The sequence below is a fragment of the Streptomyces sp. HUAS MG91 genome, assembly GCF_040529335.1.
Lineage (GTDB): Bacteria > Actinomycetota > Actinomycetes > Streptomycetales > Streptomycetaceae > Streptomyces > Streptomyces tabacisoli.
Map to the genome: position 1 here is coordinate 4,314,069 of NZ_CP159534.1, position 14,744 is coordinate 4,328,812.

Genomic DNA, 14,744 nt, shown 5'->3' on the forward strand with positions numbered 1-14,744 from the left:
CCCTACGGACCCGTAATACTCAGGTCTCATACGAGGTCGACCCCCTGGTCTGACGCCTCGTGTGGCGTGCGCCACTACCTTCGAAGACGTGACTGTGATCGCGACCGAAAGCCTGAGCAAGCGGTTCCCACGGGTGACCGCGCTTGACCGGCTGACCATGGACATCGGGCCCGGGGTGACCGGGCTCGTGGGTGCCAATGGAGCCGGCAAGTCCACCATGATCAAGATCCTGCTGGGTCTGTCCCCGGCGACGGAGGGCCGTGCCGAGGTGCTCGGGCTCGACGTCGCCACCAAGGGTGCCGAGATCCGCGAGCGGGTCGGGTACATGCCGGAGCACGACTGCCTGCCGCCCGACGTCTCGGCCACCGAGTTCGTGGTCCACATGGCCCGCATGTCCGGCCTGCCGCCGACCGCGGCGCGCGAGCGCACGGCGGACACCCTGCGCCACGTCGGCCTCTACGAGGAGCGCTACCGCCCCATCGGCGGCTACTCGACGGGCATGAAGCAGCGCGTGAAGCTGGCCCAGGCCCTCGTCCACGACCCGCAGCTGGTGTTCCTGGACGAGCCGACGAACGGCCTGGACCCGGTCGGCCGCGACGACATGCTCGACCTGATCCGCCGCGTGCACAGCGACTTCGGCATCTCGGTGCTCGTCACCTCGCACCTGCTCGGCGAGCTGGAGCGCACCTGCGACCACGTGGTCGTCATCGACGGCGGCAAGCTGCTGCGCTCCAGCTCCACCACCGACTTCACCCAGTCCACGGCGACGCTCGCGATCGAGGTCACCGACAGCGACGAACACCCGGACGGCACCGGCGCGTTGCGCGAGGCGTTCGCCCGGCGCGGCATCGAGACCACCACCGGCGGCGAGCTGCCCGGCGCCGGCCACACCGTGCTCGTCACCGCGCAGGGCGAGGAGACGTACGACATCGTGCGCGACGTCGTCGCCGACCTCGGCCTCGGGCTCGTCCGCATGGAGCAGCGCAGGCACCACATCGCGGAGGTCTTCCGGCCCGCGGCCGAGGCCGCCACCGAGGAGCCGGTCACCGAGCGCGCCGCGGCCTGGGCCGCCACCGCCGCCGCACAGCAGACGGGAGGCGCGCGCGATGAGCGTTGAGCCTTTGAGCACCCAGATCCACAACATCGGCTACCGCCACTACGACGGCCCGCGCCTGGGCCGCGCGTACGCCCGCCGCTCGCTCTTCTCGCAGAGCCTGCGCGGCGCGTACGGCCTGGGCCGCTCGGCCAAGTCGAAGGTGCTGCCGATGCTGCTCTTCGTCGTGATGTGCGTGCCCGCGCTGATCATGGTCGCGGTCGCCGTCGCCACCAAGGCGAAGGACCTCCCGCTCGACTACACGCGCTACGCGATCGTCCTCCAGGCGGTCATCGGCCTCTACGTCGCCTCGCAGGCGCCGCAGGCCGTCTCGCGCGACCTGCGCTTCAAGACGGTCCCGCTCTACTTCTCGCGCCCCATCGAGCGCGTCGACTACGTGGCGGCGAAGTACGCGGCCATGGCGTCGGCCCTGTTCATCCTCACGGCGGCGCCGCTGATCGTCCTCTACGTAGGCGCTCTGCTCGCCAAGCTGGACTTCACCGAGCAGACCAAGGGATTCGGCCAGGGACTGGTGTCCGTGCTGCTGCTGTCGCTGCTCTTCGCCGGGATCGGCCTGGTCGTGTCCGCCGTCACGCCGCGCCGCGGCTTCGGCATCGCCGCCGTCATCGCCGTCCTGACCATCTCCTACGGAGCGGTCTCCACGGTCCAGGCCATCGCCGACACGCGGGACAACGGCTTCGCGGTGTCCTGGCTCGGCCTCTTCTCCCCGATCACCCTCATCGACGGCGTACAGACCGCCTTCCTGGGCGCCACGTCCGCCTTCCCGGGCGCGCACGGTCCCTCCGCCGGCCAGGGCGTGGTCTATCTGCTCGTCGTCCTCGGGCTCATCGCCGGCTCCTACGGCCTGCTGATGCGCCGCTACCGGAAGGTCGGACTGTGACCGCCATCGAAATCGACCACGTCTCCCGGTGGTTCGGCAACGTCGTCGCCGTCAACGACGTGACGATGACCATCGGCCCCGGCGTCACCGGCCTCCTCGGTCCGAACGGGGCGGGAAAGTCCACGCTGATCAACATGATGGGCGGCTTCCTCGCCCCGTCGAACGGCACGGTCACGCTCGACGGACAGCCGATCTGGCGCAACGAACAGATCTACCGCCACATCGGCATCGTCCCCGAGCGCGAGGGGATGTACGACTTCCTCACGGGCGCCGAATTCGTCGTGGCCAACGCCGAGTTGCACGGCCTCGGCAAGAAGGAGGCGCAAGCGGCGCTCGCCACCGTCGAGATGGAGTACGCGCAGGACCGCAAGATCTCGACGTACTCCAAGGGCATGCGGCAGCGCGTGAAGATGGCCTCCGCGCTGGTCCACAACCCGTCGGTGCTGCTCCTGGACGAGCCGTTCAACGGCATGGACCCGCGCCAGCGCATGCAGCTGATGGACCTGCTGCGACGCATGGGCGACGAGGGCCGCACGGTGCTGTTCTCCTCGCACATCCTCGAAGAGGTCGAGCAGTTGGCCTCCCACATCGAGGTGATCGTCGCCGGACGGCACGCGGCCAGCGGCGACTTCCGCAAGATCCGCCGGCTGATGACCGACCGGCCGCACCGCTATCTGATCCGCTCCAGCGACGACCGGGGCCTCGCCGCCGCGCTGATCGCGGACCCGTCGACAGCGGGGATCGAAGTCGACCTGAAGGAAGGCGCGTTGCGGATCCAGGCCGTCGACTTCGGCCGGTTCACGACGCTGTTGCCGAAGGTCGCGCGCGAGCACGGCATCCGCCTGCTCACCGTCTCGCCGTCCGACGAGTCCCTCGAGTCCGTCTTCTCTTATCTGGTCGCGGCCTAGTCACGGCACAGGAGGCCCTGATGTACGACCCCACTGTCGCCCGGCTCACCTACCGGGCTCTGCTCGGCCGCCGCCGGGCCCTCATCCTCTTCGCGCTGCCACTGCTGCTCATCGTGATCTCCGGCCTGGTCCGCGCGCTCACCGGAGCCGACGACCAGACCGCCGCCGACGTGCTCGGCGGGTTCGCGCTCGCCACGATGGTGCCGCTGATCGGTGTCATCGCGGGCACCGGCGCGATCGGCCCCGAGATCGACGACGGATCGGTCGTCTATCTGCTGTCCAAGCCGGTCAAGCGGCCCACGATCATCTTCACCAAGCTCATCGTCGCCATCGCCGTGACCATGGTGTTCTCGGCCGTCCCGACCCTGATCGCGGGCCTGATCCTGAACGGGAACGGGCAGCAGATCGCCGTCGCCTACACGGTCGCCGCCCTGGTGGCCTCGATCGCGTACGCCGCGATCTTCCTGCTGCTCGGCACGGTCACCCGGCACGCCGTCGTCTTCGGGCTCGTCTACGCCCTGGTCTGGGAGGCGCTGTTCGGCTCGCTGGTGTCCGGGGCGCGCACGCTCAGCGTCCAGCAGTGGTCCCTCGCCGTGGCCCACAAGGTGACCGGCGGCGACCTCGTCACCTCGGACGTCGGGCTGCCGCTGGCCACGGTGCTGCTGGTGGCCGTGACCGTACTGGCGACCTGGTACGCGGGGCAGAAGCTGCGGTCGCTGACGCTGGCGGGAGAGGAGTAGATCCGGCCCCGGCGCCGGCCCGGCGCCGGCCCGGCATCGGCCTTGACGTCGATTTCACCCTCCCCCTTGCACACTGGTGGGAGGGTACGACGCCCGATATGTACTCGCTCTCGCCCGTCACGCCGATACGACACCCGAGGAGGACCGCCCATGGCCGGGGAGCACGATGCCTGGGACGACGTGGTCCTGGATGCCGACTTCATACGCGACGCGGAGGCGACCGAGCCGTCCGCGCGGGCCCGGATGCTCACGGCCCGGTGGAGCAGGGAGGCCCCCGAGCCGCAGCCCTGGCGGTCCGACAAGCCGCCGGCGGGATGGTTCTTCAGCAAGGCGCGGCGCGGGAAGTGGCGCCGCCGCCGCTGATCAGCGGCGATTAATTCGGTGGCGGTGAACTTGGCGCCGGTGCACAGTAGTTGTGTCACCGCGCCGGTGCCGTTCCTTCGCCACCGGCGTCCATCCACTGGGAGAGGAGCGCGACGATGTTGATCAGTAGTCCGTCGAGCTCCCGACAGGGCAGCCCGAGGCGGGCTCCGGAGTAGTCACTGCACTCCGTCGAGCCCCGCCCTGGGGGCGCTGCCCGGGGCGGCCGCTTCGAGCACGTGCCCTCCGCGGCGCGTGGGCCGCCCACCCGGAGGATTGGCCGAGTGGTAAGGCAGCGGCTTGCTAAGCCGTCGTCGGGGTTTGCCGCCCCGCGCGCGTTCGATCCGCGCATCCTCCACGAGTGCGCTGCGTCGGCTTGAGCGGTGTTCGGGCAGGCCTGCGGCCTGTTCGCGGCTGCTCGCCGTCGGCGGGTCAGGTGTGAGTCCGGCTGCCGGCCGGTGGGGCTTCTCGCGCAGTTCCCCGCGCCCCTTCGGGGCGCTTCTCAGGGTTCCAGCAGGCGTTCCAGGACGACTGCGATGCCGTCCTCCGCGTTGGAGGTCGTCACCTCGTCGGCCACGGCCTTGAGCTGAGTGTGGGCGTTGGCCATCGCGACGCCGTGGGAGGCCCAGCCGAACATCGGGATGTCGTTGGGCATGTCGCCGAACGCGATGGTGTCCGCGGCCTTCACGCCCAGCCTGCGGGCGGCCAGCGACAGGCCCGTGGCCTTGGACAGGCCCAGGGGGAGCAGCTCCACGATGCCCTCGCCCGCCATCGTGACGCCCACCAGATCGCCGGCCGTCGCCCGCGCGACCTCCGCGAGCTGGTCGTCGGTGAGGCCCGGGTGCTGCACGTACACCTTGTTCAGCGGCGCCGCCCACAGCTCGGAGACGTCCGTGAAGGGGATGGCCGGCAGGTGTCCCTCGCCGACCTCGTAGCCGGGGCCGACGATGACCTCGCCGTCGAGCCCGTCCCGGCTGGCGGCGAGCGCCAGCGGGCCGAGCTCCGCCTCGATCTTGGAGAGCGCGAGGCCCGCCAGCTGCCGGTCGAGCGTCACGGACGTGAGCAGCCGGTGCTCCCCCGCGTGGTACACCTGTGCGCCCTGGCCGCACACCGCGAGTCCCTCGTAACCGAGGTCGTCGAGGATGTGCCGGGTCCAGGGCACCGCCCTGCCGGTCACGACGATGTGCGCGGCACCCGCCGCGGTGGCCGCGACGAGCGCCTCACGCGTGCGCTCGGAGACGGTCTCGTCGGGTCGCAGGAGCGTTCCGTCGAGGTCCGTCGCGACGAGCTTGTACGGGAAGGCGGTGGCGGGGGGAGCGGGGTGGCTCACTTGGCGTTCGGCTCCAGGCTGTACAGGGGTGCAGGTGCGGGCCGCCGCGGAGTGCCGCGGCCCGCTGGGGTCTGCGCTTACTTGGGGTCCAGAGTGGTGCGTCCCCCAAGGTACGGCCGGAGCACCTCCGGGACGCGCACTGAGCCGTCGGCCTGCTGGTGGTTCTCCAGGATCGCCACGATGGTGCGCGGGACGGCGCACAGCGTGCCGTTCAGCGTCGCCAGCGGCTGCGTCTTCTTGCCGTCGCGCATCCGGATGGACAGGCGGCGCGCCTGGAAGCCGTCGCAGTTCGAGGCCGAGGTCAGCTCGCGGTACTTGCCCTGGGTCGGGATCCACGCCTCGCAGTCGAACTTGCGCGAGGCCGAGGAGCCGAGGTCACCGGTGGCGACGTCGATCACCTGGAACGGCAGCTCCAGGCCGGTCAGCCACTGCTTCTCCCACTCCAGGAGCCGCTGGTGCTCGTTCTCCGCGTCGTCGGGGTGGACGTACGAGAACATCTCGACCTTGTCGAACTGGTGCACGCGGAAGATGCCGCGGGTGTCCTTGCCGTACGTGCCCGCCTCGCGGCGGAAGCAGGGCGAGAAGCCGGCGTAGCGCAGCGGCAGCTGGTTCGCCTCGATGATCTCGTCCATGTGGTACGCGGCGAGCGGGACCTCGGAGGTGCCGACCAGGTAGTAGTCGTCCTTCTCCAGGTGGTACACGTTCTCCGCGGCCTGGCCGAGGAAGCCGGTGCCCTCCATGGCGCGCGGGCGCACCAGGGCGGGGGTCAGCATCGGCGTGAAGCCGGCCTCGGTGGCCTGCGCGATCGCCGCGTTGACCAGCGCCAGCTCCAGCAGGGCGCCGACACCGGTGAGGTAGTAGAAGCGCGAGCCCGAGACCTTCGCGCCGCGCTCGACGTCGATCGCGCCGAGCGCCTCGCCGAGCTCCAGGTGGTCCTTGGGCTCGAAGCCCTCGGCGCCGAAGTCGCGGATCGTGCCGTGCGTCTCCAGGACGACGAAGTCCTCCTCGCCGCCGCGCGGGACGTCGGGGTGCACGATGTTGCCCAGCTGGAGGGCGAGTCGCTGGGACTCCTCCTCCGCCTCGCGCTGCTCGGCCTCGGCCGCCTTCACGGCGGCGGAGAGCTCGCCCGTCTTCTTCAGCAGCTCCTGGCGCTCCTCGGGGGAGGCCTTGGGGATCAGCTTGCCGAGCGTCTTCTGCTCGTTGCGGAGTTCGTCGAAGCGGAGCCCGGACGACCTGCGCCGCTCGTCGGCGGACAGGACGGAGTCGACGAGCGCGACGTCCTCTCCACGGGCGCGCTGGGAGGCGCGAACACGGTCGGGGTCCTCACGGAGCAGGCGAAGGTCAATCACCCCTCCAGGCTACCGGTGCGCGGATCCGGCCCACGACCCGATATCCGGTGCGTCGCTTTATGCCCTATTTGCCGGAATGTGAATTACCTGCGGAAGCCCGAGTCAAGGGAAACGCCCGCTTTCCCTGGAAAGGAGCACTTCGGGCGCACCGCTTTGACCCGACTCCCTTGCGTGGAGGGGGACTTGGTCTTCCGTTGTCCACAGGAGTGCACAGGGTCACGGGGTTATCCACAGGCTGTGAGAAAGAGCTGTGGATGGCGGAAGAGATCATTCCGAAAGCCACATGTATCGCGAAGGATTCCCGTTCCAAACCCACTTCATACTCACTTTCGGGTGGAAGTGCTTCACTCCAAAGAGTTGATCAAGGGAAAAGGGTGGACGAGGGGTGACGTGCGTGGCTGTGGATGTACTTGTGGCCTGTAGGGCGATTTGTCGACCATGTCATGCCTTGCTGTCGACTTGTCCCCAGGTCGAGATGCTGACCTGTGGATAACTCTTGTGGACGAAGAAAATCCGCTGGTAGGACCGGACGCGGAGACAGAGCGAAGCCCCACCCGACGGTGGAGAACCCGGCCGGGGCTCAGCCGGTCCAGCCGGTCCAGCCGGTTCAGCCGGTTCAGCCGGTCCGGACGACCGGGTTGGTCGGGTGGGTCGGGTGGGTCAGAACCGTCCGTCCTGGCAGCGCGCCAGCCACTCCGACGCCGCCACGAACTCGCCGTCCGACGTCCCCGTACGCGGTTCCCGCACATCGGCGACCGCGACGCCGGCCCGCGGATACGAGCCGAGGAAACGGACCTGCGGGCATGCCCGCTTCAGCCCCATCAGCGCCTCGGCGACCCGGCGGTCGGAGATGTGCCCCTCCGCGTCGATCGCGAAGCAGTAGTCGCCGATGCCCTTCCCGGTCGGCCGGGACTGCAGCAGCATCAGGTTGACGCCGCGGATGGCGAACTCCTGGAGCAGCTCCATCAGCGCACCGGGGTGGTCCTCGCGCTGCCAGATGACCACCGACGTCTTGTCCGCGCCGGTCGGCGCCGCGGGCCGGGCCGGGCGGCCGACGAGCACGAACCGGGTCTGCGCGTTCTCCGCGTCGTGGATCTCGGTGACCAGCGGTTCGAGCCCGTACGTGGACGCCGCGAAGGCACCGGCGAACGCGGCGTCGAACCGGCCCTCCTGCACGAGCCGCGCCCCGTCCGCGTTCGACGCCGAGGACTCCCAGGTCACGTCCGGCATGTGGGCCCGCATCCAGTTGCGGACCTGCGGCTGCGCGGCCGGGTGCGCGGTGACCGTCTTGATGTCGCCGAGCTTCGTGCCGGGCCGCACCAGGAGCGCGAAGGTGATGTCGAGCAGCACCTCGCGGTAGATCATCAGCGGTGCGCCCGCCACCAGCTCGTCGAGGGTGGTGGTGATGCCGCCCTCGACCGAGTTCTCGATCGGCACGAACGCGGCCTCGGCCTCGCCGCTGCGGACCGCGTCCAGTGCGGCCGGGACCGACACCATGGGCGCGAGTTCCCGGGTGGCCGCCTCCGGAAGCGTGCGCAGGGCGACCTCGGTGAAGGTGCCTTCGGGACCGAGGTACGCATAGCTGGCTGGCATGGGGCTCACCCTAATGGGCCCGGCCACCCCCGGCTCACGGACGCGTCACCGGCCACCCGGCCCACCGCCGTCCCGCGGCACGCCACCCCTCCAGCAGCGCCGACGCGCACACGCCACCCTTCCAGCACCGCCCTCCCGCGGCACCTCACCCCTCCAGCAGCGCCTGTCCCACGTATCCGCCCTTGTCCGCGCCGCCCGGCACCGCGAACAGTCCGCTTGCCTCGTGCCGGATGAACCGCGACAGCGCGTCACCGCGGTCCAGCTTGCGCTGGACGGGGACGAAGCCGCGCAGCGGATCCGCCTGCCAGCAGATGAAGAGCAGGCCCGCGTCGGGCACGCCGTCCGCGGCGATGCCGTCGTGGAAGGAGAACGGGCGGCGCAGCATCGCGGCCCCGCCGTTCTGGTCCGGGCGGCTGATGCGGGCGTGGGCGTTGAGCGGGACGACCAGATCGCCGTTGCCGTCCGTCTTGTCCAGCTTCATCTCGCTGGTCTCGGTGCCACCGGTCAGCGGGGCGCCCGTCGACTTCTTGCGCCCGATGACGGACTCCTGCGCCGAAGTCGACAGCTTCTCCCAGTCGTCGAGGAGCATCCGGATCCGCCGGACGACCGCGTACGAACCGTTTCCCATCCACGCGGGCGACTGCGCCGAGCCCGACGCCGGCACGAAGATCCGCCGGTCGAAGTCGGACTCGGACGGCTTGGGATTGTCGGTGCCGTCGATCTGGCCCATCAGATTGCGGGTCGTCATCGGCCGGGCGGTGGCGCCGGGCGAGCGGTTGAAGCCGTTCATCTGCCAGCGGACCTTCGCCGCGCCGCCCGCGTCCTTCTGGATCGCGCGCAGGGCGTGGAAGGCGACGAGCCCGTCGTCGGCGCCGATCTGCACCCACAGGTCGCCGTTGCTGCGCGCCTTGTCGAGGTGGTCGGAGAAGAAGTCGGGCAGCGGGTCCAGGGCGCCCGGGCGCTGCTTCTCCAACCCCGTACGGGAGAAGAAGCTGTGCCCGAAACCGAAGGTGACGCTGAGGGACGACGGGCCCGCGTCGCGGGCGACATCGGTGTCCCGGGACGTCATCGGCTCGCCCGCCATCAGCCGCTCGGCCGTCGCCGACCAGCGGCGCAGCAGCGCGGTGGCCTCCTTGCGGCCCGCGCCCGCCGCCAGGTCGAAGGCGACGAGATGGCCGTGGGCCTGCATCGGCGTGGTGATGCCGGGCTGATGTTTCCCGTGAAACATCACCGCGTCGGTGCCGAGCGACGTCAACGCCTGCGGCTGCTCGGGGGAGTTCGCGGACGCCACCGCGTATCCCGCGCCCGCGCCGACGGCGCCCAGCGCGACGCCGGTCGCGCCCGCCGTGCCGATCAGCCGGCGCCGGGTGATGCCGGGCGCCGACGCGCCGGTTCCGGTACGGCCTTCGGAGTCGGCCTGATTGTCGGCCTGCTTGTCGGCCCGGATGTCAGCCATGGTGGTTCAGCCGATCTTCGCGTTCTTGGAGACAGTGATCTGATCGATGTCCGAGGTGCGCACGGTCACCTCGATCTTCCAGTCGCCGGCCACCGGGATCTGCACGCCGCTCGCGCTCCAGTGTCCGGTGGCGATGCGGTCGGGCGTGACGGTGAGCGGCCCGATGTTCTTCGACTTCAGGGTGAGGGCGACCTTCACCTCGGGGACGTCGAAGCCCTTGCCGTTCGGCCGCTGCACGTAGAGGTGCATGACGTTGTCGCCGGTGCGGCCCGGGTCGATGTCCAGCAGCACCGTGCCCTTGCCGTCCTCGCCGCCGGTGTCGAACGGCACCTTGAGGGAGAGCGGCCCGGACTGGGTCTGCGCGGCCGAGGTGGCGGACTTGGCCTCCTCCTCGGTGCGGCCCGGTTCGGTGGAGGTCAGCACGGTGGTGACGGCGAGCAGCACGACCGCGACGCCCGCCTCGGCGAGCACCGAGCGCCGCAGGCCGAAGCGGTGCGGATCGGCGTCGCGGACGCGCTTCTCGCGCGCGGTGGTCATCGCGGCGCGCTGCCGGGCGAGCTGGGCGGCCCGCCGGGGGTCGTCGGACCGGCCGCCCGCGGCGACGGCGACGGGCTCCTTCTCCTTGGAAGAGATCCTCTCCGAGGAGACCGTGTCCGAGGAGTCGGTGTCCGAGGAGAGCGTGTCCGGGGAGTCCGTACGCTGCTCGCCCACGGTTTCCGGCGCGGCCGCGGAGGCGGTGATCCGGCCGGTCCACCGCCGGGAGATCCAGGCGATGCCGACGAGTACGGCGACGAGCCCGACCTTGATCAGGAGCAGCCGTCCGTACGTGGTTCCGGTCAGCGCCGACAACGAGCCGACCTGCCGCCACGACTGATACAGACCGGTGGCGGCGAGTACGACGACGCTGCAGAAGGCCACCCGTGAGAAGCGGCGCACCGCCGACGCCTCGATGGAGGGGGCCCGGTACAGCGCGACGAGCAGGGTGGTCAGCCCGCCGAGCCAGGCCGCGACGGCCAGCAGATGCAGCACGTCGACGGGCATCGCGAGCCCCGCCTGGATGCCGGTGGAGGCGTGCTCCGCCATCGCCCAGGTGGCGCCGAGCCCGGCGGCGACGACGGTGCCGCCGACGGCGAGCCCGAAGGTGAGGTCCTTGATCTCCTTCTTGTCGCCGTCCTCGGCCCGCTTCACATAGGCGCCGAACAGGACGGCGATGAAGAGCGCGGCCGCGGCGAGCAGCAGCAGCCGGGAGGTGAGCGCGGCGCCCGACTTGGTCTGGAGGACCTGGCCGAGCAGCGCCATGTCGAAGATGTCGGAGACCTTGCCGGACCCGGTGTAGGAGCCGCGCATCAGGAGCAGGGCGATGGTGGCCGCGGTGAGCGCGGTCCAGCCGCCGACCACGACCCGCTGCACCGGCTTGATCCCGGCACCGCGCGGCCAGCAGGCGAGCACGAACGCGGCGCCGCCGACGAGCAGCACGAAGCCCGCGTACGAGACATAGCGCCCGGCGCCGTAGAGGGTGCCGACGACGCCTCCGCCCGCGTTCTGGTCGGCGATCACGGCGGAGGTCTTGGAGGGGGCGCCGATGGAGAACGTATAGGCGCCGGAGACGGGGTGGCTGTCGGCCGAGACGACCTGGTAGGCGACGGTGAACGTGCCGTCGGGCAGGCCCCCGTGCAGGCCCACCGTGTAGGTGGTGCCCTTGGGGTGGCCGACCTTGCCGTTGTCGACGCGCTTGCCCGACGGGTCGAGCACGCGCACCGAGCCGCCGGACATGGCGACCTCTTCGGAGAAGGTCAGGGACACCTGCTGCGGCGCCTGCTGGACCACCGCTCCCTGCCCGGGGTCGCTCCCGGTCAGCGCGGCGTGCGCGGACGCGGGAGCGGCACCGGCCAGGAGCGCGCCGGTGACGGCGAGGAACAGCAGCACCAGGTGCCGGAAGCGGGGAGCGATGGTCTTCACGTACGGGTCAGCCCCTCACTGAGACGAATGAGACGCGTGCGACGACGATGACGATGACGATGACGACGACGAGGACGACGAGGCGGTCGGGTTGTAGGTGGCGGCCTTCACCGGGAACGCGACCTCGACGGTTCCGGACTCGGCGAAGTGGAGCTTCACCGTTACCTTGTCGCCTTCTTTCGGCTTTCGCTTGAGGTTCTCGAACATGAGGTGGTTGCCACCCCGTTCGAAGTCCAGCTCGCCGTCGGCCGGCACGGCGAAGGACTCCTGCTCGCGCATGACGCCGTTCTTGGTGCTGTGCATGGTCACGTCGCCGGCGACGGAACTGCTCACCGAGGTGAGGGTGTCGGCGGCGCCGCTGTTGCGGACGACGAAGAACCCGGCCGCCATGTCACCGGACGCGGGCTCGGGGATGAACGCGTCCGCGACCTTCACGTCCGGCGTGCCGGAGGACGAGTCGCCGCACCCGGCGAGCGCGAGCCCGGAGGCCAGCACGACGGCGCCGAGTGCCAGCGGGGCGCGCCTCACGGCTTCGCTCCCTGAACGAGCTTGGGCAGGTCCTTGGTGTAGTCGTCGACCGTGGCGTCCTCGCCGTACAGGACGTACCCGGCGTCGGTCTTCGGCGAGAACGCGATGACCTGCGTGCCGTGCATCGACACCAGCTTGCCGTTCTTGTCCTTCTGCGTCGGCTCGATGGAGATGCCGAGCGTGCGGGCGCCGCCCTGGATGGTGGCGAAGTCGCCGGTCAGGCCGATGAAGTCGGGATCCTGGGCCTTGAGCCACTTGCCGAGCACGGCCGGGGTGTCCCGGTCCGGGTCGGTCGTGACGAAGACGACCTGGAGCTTCTTCCGCTCGGCCGGGGAGAGGGACTTCGTGGCGACGGCGAGGTTGCTCATCGTCAGCGGGCAGACGTCGGGGCAGTGCGTGTAGCCGAAGTAGATCAGCGTCGGCTTGCCCTTGGTCTCCGCGCGCAGGTCGAACTTCTTGCCGTGGGTGTCGGTGAGGACGAGGTCCGGCTTCTCGAAGGGCTTGTCGAGGACGGTCGCGGCCTGCTGCGACCCGGCCTCGGTGGACACCTCGGTCACCGGCTTGTCGCCGCCGTCACCGCTGCCGCAGGCGGTCAGCGTGAGGGCGGCCGCCGAGACCAGCCCGGCGACGGCGAACAGGGTCTTCTTGCTCATCTTCATGGTCGTGCGCATACAAGTATTTCCCGGTTGTGAGGGGGCCGGCGGATGCCGGGGTCGCCCACCGCGACCCCGGCACCCGCCCTGGGTGGCTCAGCCGTTGGTACGCCGACGGCCCGCCAGGACGCCGAACGCCACACCGGCGGCGCCGACGAGAATGCCGACGATGCCGAGGACGCGGGCGGTGGTGTCGCTGTCGGAGGACGTGTCGGAGGAGGCGGCCGCTGCCTCCTTGTGGTCGTCGGACGCCGAGGCGCCGGACGCGCCGTGCCCGTCGTCGGCCGCGGCGGTCAGGGCGAGGGTGGGCGCCGGGTTCTCCGGCTCCTCCTGGCCCTTCTGCTGCGGCTCGATCCAGCGCACGACCTCCTTGTTGTCGTACGTCTGGAGCGCCTTGAACACGAGCTGGTCGGTGTCGGTCGGCAGCTGCCCGACGGACACCGGGAACTTCTGGAAGTAGCCGGGCCGTACGCCCTTGTCGGCGCCGGAGCCGGTCGCGGTCCAGGTGACCTTGGAGACGGCCTCGGTGAGTTTCTCGCCGTGCATCTCCAGCGGCTTGTCCAGCTTGGACTTGGTGACCTCGACCTTCCAGCCCGGCACCGGCTCCGGCATCACGGAGGCGAGCGGGTGGTCGGTCGGGAAGCTGACCTCGAGCTTGGTCGTGGCGGCGTCGTCGCGCTCGTTGGGGACCTTGAAGTCGATCACCGCGTAGCCGCCCTTGGCGGCGGCGCCCTCCGGCTGCACGCTCACGTGCGCGAAGGCGGGGGCGGAGACGAGGACGACGGAGGAGACGGCGGCGGCACCGACGAGAGCGGCGCGGGACATCTTCTTCATGACAGAGAGCTCCACGTTCAGAGGGATCCACGCTCAGGGGGATCCGGCGAAGGGTGAGGGGGCGCGCACCGGAACAGCCCGCACCAGGCGACAGCCCGCACCAGGCGGACAGGTCGCATCAGGCGGACAGGCCGCATTAAGGCGACAAAAAAGCGGGTACGCGCGCGTGCCGCACGGCACACCTCACCCCGTGCGCTGCGCGCTGGAGTGTCGGAGGCCGTGTCAGGCGGCGAGAAGGAACGCGTCGGCGGCGGGCGGCCCGCGCCGGATCACCGAGTGCGCCAGCGCCGCGGCCCGCGGCGCCGGTGGTGCGACGAACCCGGTCCGCGCGGCGTGCGGAAGCACGTCGGGCGCGCCGGGCAGACCCGCCCGCAGGGCGCGGACGAGCGCGAGCGCCGCGCGCAGGGCACGGGCGCGCGCCGCCCCCGCGACTCCCTGCGCCGAGTGCCGGGAGAGGGCCACGATGCGGCCCAGGGCGAGATCGCCGTGGCGCAGCAGCCATCCGGCGCCGGCCGCGGCCAGCAGGTGACCGATGGCCATCGGCAGCGACGGCAGCAGCGCCATCGTGGAGCCGCCGCCCATCACCATGTCGTGGTGCCCGCCGCCGGCCGGGACGCCCGCGTCGTCGAGGATCCGCCGCGCCTGCGCCGGGCTGAGCGCCGAGGCGCCCGCCCCACACATGAGCCGCGCGGCGCGCTCCACGACGGACGGCCGGTCGGTGCCCATGGCCATGGCGCCGTGGCTCTGCCCCAGCCCGAAGAGGCTGTGCAGGGCGATCTGCCCGATCCCCAGGGTGGCGGCGATGCCGGGCAGCGAGCGCTCGCGCCCGGCCATCGGCAGGGCCGCGCAGAAGACGAGGAGGGAGCCGAGCCCCAGCGTCCACAGCGGCACGGTGGCGGTCGACCCGAGGACGTGCCCCGCCGCGGACAGCACGACGCAGACCGCGGCGAACACCGCGGCCCTCAGCAGCCGGAGGTCGGCCGCGCCGTGTGTGCGGCGCCGGTGGGGGGCAGTCATGGCGGCCTCATCATCGCACTGGG

The 14,744-nt window shown here is 70.9% G+C and carries 14 protein-coding genes and 1 tRNA gene; 6 read left to right on the top strand and 9 right to left on the bottom strand.

What is annotated here, in order from left to right; all coding sequences use genetic code 11:
* The first annotated feature begins 94 nt into the window (after positions 1–94).
* From ABII15_RS19555 to ABII15_RS19580, 6 genes are all read left to right on the top strand, one after another.
* Complete coding sequence (locus ABII15_RS19555) at positions 95–1,117, top strand: ABC transporter ATP-binding protein (protein WP_353947116.1); 1,023 nt, start codon at positions 95–97, stop codon at positions 1,115–1,117.
* Entirely contained in the window at positions 1,107–1,994 is an 888-nt protein-coding gene (locus ABII15_RS19560) for an ABC transporter permease subunit (protein ID WP_353943623.1), read from the top strand. Before ABII15_RS19555 ends, ABII15_RS19560 begins: the two co-directional genes overlap by 11 nt.
* Positions 1,991–2,902: an ABC transporter ATP-binding protein gene (locus ABII15_RS19565; protein WP_353943624.1), complete on the top strand. Its 912-nt coding sequence runs from the start codon at positions 1,991–1,993 to the stop codon at positions 2,900–2,902. The genes ABII15_RS19560 and ABII15_RS19565 overlap by 4 nt, the downstream gene beginning before the upstream one ends.
* Positions 2,903–2,922: 20 nt before the next feature.
* Positions 2,923–3,642: an ABC transporter permease gene (locus ABII15_RS19570; protein WP_353943625.1), complete on the top strand. Its 720-nt coding sequence runs from the start codon at positions 2,923–2,925 to the stop codon at positions 3,640–3,642.
* A gap of 150 nt (positions 3,643–3,792) precedes the next feature.
* The gene (locus ABII15_RS19575) at positions 3,793–4,005 is read left to right on the top strand and encodes a hypothetical protein (protein WP_353943626.1); all 213 of its coding nucleotides are present in this window, start codon (positions 3,793–3,795) and stop codon (positions 4,003–4,005) included.
* Positions 4,006–4,272: 267 nt separating this feature from the next.
* A tRNA-Ser gene (locus tag ABII15_RS19580) sits at positions 4,273–4,360 on the top strand.
* Positions 4,361–4,504: 144 nt separating this feature from the next.
* Here ABII15_RS19580 and ABII15_RS19585 read toward each other — a convergent pair.
* From ABII15_RS19585 to ABII15_RS19625, 9 genes are all read right to left on the bottom strand, one after another.
* Positions 4,505–5,332, bottom strand: a complete 828-nt coding sequence (locus ABII15_RS19585) for an HAD family hydrolase (RefSeq protein ID WP_353943627.1) — start codon at positions 5,330–5,332, stop codon at positions 4,505–4,507.
* 77 nt (positions 5,333–5,409) lie between these two features.
* On the bottom strand, positions 5,410–6,681 hold the full coding sequence (gene serS / locus ABII15_RS19590; RefSeq protein ID WP_353943628.1) for a serine--tRNA ligase: 1,272 nt from the start codon (positions 6,679–6,681) through the stop codon (positions 5,410–5,412).
* A 660-nt stretch (positions 6,682–7,341) separates the two neighbouring features.
* Positions 7,342–8,274 carry a prephenate dehydratase gene (gene pheA, locus ABII15_RS19595; RefSeq protein WP_353943629.1) on the bottom strand — a complete coding sequence of 311 codons (933 nt, stop codon included), beginning with the start codon at positions 8,272–8,274 and terminating at the stop codon, positions 7,342–7,344.
* A 145-nt stretch (positions 8,275–8,419) separates the two neighbouring features.
* Entirely contained in the window at positions 8,420–9,730 is a 1,311-nt protein-coding gene (gene efeB / locus ABII15_RS19600) for an iron uptake transporter deferrochelatase/peroxidase subunit (RefSeq protein WP_353943630.1), read from the bottom strand.
* 6 nt (positions 9,731–9,736) lie between these two features.
* Positions 9,737–11,689 carry a copper resistance protein CopC gene (locus ABII15_RS19605; protein ID WP_353943631.1) on the bottom strand — a complete coding sequence of 651 codons (1,953 nt, stop codon included), beginning with the start codon at positions 11,687–11,689 and terminating at the stop codon, positions 9,737–9,739.
* 15 nt (positions 11,690–11,704) lie between these two features.
* Positions 11,705–12,217 (bottom strand): copper chaperone PCu(A)C, encoded by a 513-nt coding sequence (locus ABII15_RS19610; protein ID WP_353943632.1) that lies wholly within the window; start codon positions 12,215–12,217, stop codon positions 11,705–11,707.
* The gene (locus ABII15_RS19615; protein WP_353947117.1) at positions 12,214–12,870 is read right to left on the bottom strand and encodes an SCO family protein; all 657 of its coding nucleotides are present in this window, start codon (positions 12,868–12,870) and stop codon (positions 12,214–12,216) included. The genes ABII15_RS19610 and ABII15_RS19615 overlap by 4 nt, the downstream gene beginning before the upstream one ends.
* Positions 12,871–12,966: 96 nt before the next feature.
* On the bottom strand, positions 12,967–13,704 hold the full coding sequence (locus tag ABII15_RS19620) for a YcnI family protein (protein ID WP_353943633.1): 738 nt from the start codon (positions 13,702–13,704) through the stop codon (positions 12,967–12,969).
* 222 nt (positions 13,705–13,926) lie between these two features.
* Positions 13,927–14,721: a hypothetical protein gene (locus ABII15_RS19625; protein WP_353943634.1), complete on the bottom strand. Its 795-nt coding sequence runs from the start codon at positions 14,719–14,721 to the stop codon at positions 13,927–13,929.
* Positions 14,722–14,744 lie beyond the last annotated feature (23 nt).